General features: G+C 78.5%; 1 protein-coding gene. It reads right to left on the bottom strand.

All coding sequences use genetic code 11. The features are described 5' to 3' along the window. A partial coding sequence (locus JNW98_RS35150; protein ID WP_223772325.1) for an SDR family oxidoreductase occupies nucleotides 1-2,747 on the bottom strand: 2,747 nt, incomplete at both ends.

The following is a 2,747-nucleotide window of genomic DNA, read 5'->3' as shown; positions in this document are numbered from 1 at the left end:
CGGCCCACAGGCCCCAGGCGACGGAGACGGCGGGCAGGCCCTGGGCGCGGCGCAGGTGGGCGAGGGTGTCCAGGAAGGTGTTGGCGGCGGCGTAGTTGGCCTGGCCGGGGCCGCCCAGGGCGCCGGCGAGCGACGAGAAGAGGACGAACGCCGTCAGGTCGAGGCCGCGCGTCAGCTCGTGCAGGTGCCAGGCGGAGTCCGCCTTGGCGCGCAGCACGCCTTCCAGTTGCCCGTCGGTCAGGTTCGTGACGAGCGCGTCGTCCAGGACGCCGGCCGCGTGCAGGACGCCGCGCAGCGGGCGGTCGGCGGGTACGGATGCGAGGAGCCGGGCGACGGCGTCGCGGTCGGACACGTCGCAGGCGGCGATCCTGACGTCCGCGCCCTGGGCGGTGAGTTCGGCGGTGAGGGCCTGGGCGCCCGGGGCGTCGGGGCCTCGGCGGCCCACCAGCAGCAGGTGCCGGACGCCGTGCCGGGTCACGAGGTGGCGGGCCGCGAGGGCGCCCAGGCCGCCGGTGCCGCCGGTGATCAGGACGGTCGCCTCCGGGTCGAAGGGGGTGCTGCCCGTCCCCCTGCCTCGGGCGGCCCGGGGCGCTAGCGGCGCCCCTTCGCGGACGGCGAGTTGGGGCTCGTCCAGGCCCAGGGCGCGGACGAGTTCCGCGGGCCCGGCGGCCGCGTCGAGGTCGACGAGGGCGAACCGGTCCGGGTGCTCGGCCTGCGCGCTGCGCACCAGACCCCACACGGCGGCCGTCTCCGGCGCGACGCGGGCCTCGTCCCCGGGCCGGGCGGCCACGGCCGTGCGCGTGACGAACGCCAGGCGCGGCCGGTCGCCTTCGAGGCGGGTGCCGCCGCCGCGCCCGACGCCGGCGGCGTCGGTCTCACCGGCGGCCGGCCGCTCGTCCGCCTGCCACTCCCGCAGCAGGGCCAGGACGCGGCCCGTCAGTGCGCGGGCGGCGGCGGGCGGCGTGGCGCCCTCGGGCGGAGCGACCGGGACGACGACCCACCGGACGTCCGGGTCCGGAGCGGCCGGGTCGTAGACGGGGAAGGGCCACTCCTCGGCGCTCTCCAGCACCGCCACGGCCCCGGGCGGCGACGGTACGGGCGGCCCGGCCGCAGGAGTCCACGCGATGGTGAACAGGCAGTCCGCGGCCACCGGCCGGGCCGCGGCGAGCCGGTCGGCCGACACCGGCCGGGCGAGGACGGACTCCACGGACGCGACGAGGCGTCCCGCCGCGTCGTGCGCGGTCATCCGCACGGCGTCCCCACCGGCGGGCGCGAGCCGCACCCGCAGTTCCCGGGGAGCGCTCCCGCCCGCCGGCAGCCGCACCCCCGACCAGGCGAACGGCAGCAGCGCCGCGCCGGACGCGCCTTCCGTGCGGTCGGCGAGGGCTGCGTGGAAGGCCGCGTCGAGCAGGGCGGGGTGCAACAGGTGCCGGACGTCGGGTGCTTCACCGCCCGCGTCGAGGACGACGTCGGCGGCGATCCCGTCCGCGCACCGCCAGGCGGCGCGAACGCCCCGGAACCAGGGCCCGTACTCGACGCCGCACTCGGCGAGGCGGGCGTAGAGGCCGTCGAGGGCGAGGGGGGTGGCGCCTTCGGGGGGCCAGGGGGTGGGGTCCGCCGGAGCGGAGCCTGCGGGCTCGGGTGCGTGCCCGGCGGAAGTACCGGGCGTGAGCACGGCGTTCCCGGCGCCCGACGGGGTCTCGGCGGACGCCGGCCCGGCGACCGTGCCATCGCCGACCCGCCCGACGCCCACCGCCACCTCCGGCGCGGCACTCGCGGACGCGTCGGTGCGGGACACGGCCGCCCCGGCCTCCCCCGCGGCGTCAGCCGGCTCGCCGGAGCGGAGCGGGGAGGTGCCCGTCGGCTCTCCGGGCCGGGGTACGGCGTCGGCCGGTGCCGCCGCGAGGGTGCCCGATGCGGTGCGCGTCCAGCCGTCCGCGCCGTCCTCCGCGTGGAGGGTGAAGGGGGATCGTCCGTCGGCGTCGGGGTCGGCGATGTGGAGTTGGAGGGCGCAGCCGCCGTCGCGGACCAGCAGCGGGGACTCCAGGGTCAGTTCGTCGACGACGGGGGTGCCCAGGCGGGTGCCTGCCGTGGCGGCGAGTTCCAGGAGGGCCGTGCCGGGGACGACGATCTCGCCGTGGACGGTGTGGTCGGCGAGCCAGGGGTGGCGTTCCGGGGAGATGTGGCCGGTGAAGAGGTGGCCGCCGCCGACCGCGAGCGGGACGCTGCCCGCCAGGAACGGGTGGCGGGTCGGGGTCAGGCCGGTCGTGCGCAGGTCGCCCGTTTCGGTCGAGCCGCCGGCAGTGGGCCAGAAGCGCTGCCGGGTGAAGGCGTGGCCGGGGAGGTCGACGCGGCGCGGGGTGGTGTGCGCGTACGTCGGGGACCAGTCCACGGGGACGCCGGCCGCGTAGGCGTCGGCGAGGGACCGCAGGAAGTCGTCCGGTTCGCCGTGGCCGCGCCGGAGGGAGCCGATGACCGGGCCCGTGCCGGCCGGGTCGGCGCCGTCGAGGACCTGGCCGACCGGCGCGGTGAGCACGGGGTGCGGGCTGACCTCGACGAAGACCCGGTAGCCGGCGTCGGCCATGTGCCGCAGGGTTTCCTCGAAGAGGACCGGCCGGCGCAGGTTGGTGTACCAGTAGTCCGCGTCGAGTCCGGCCGTGTCGACGGCCTCCGCGGTGACGGTGGAGTGGAAGGGGACGTCCGCCGTCCGGGGCCGTACCGGGGCGAGGGCGGTGGCCAGTTCCTCG

This window comes from Streptomyces huiliensis (genome assembly GCF_020037025.1).
Classification (GTDB): domain Bacteria; phylum Actinomycetota; class Actinomycetes; order Streptomycetales; family Streptomycetaceae; genus Streptomyces; species Streptomyces huiliensis.
This window is presented reverse-complemented; position numbering and strand designations above follow the sequence as displayed.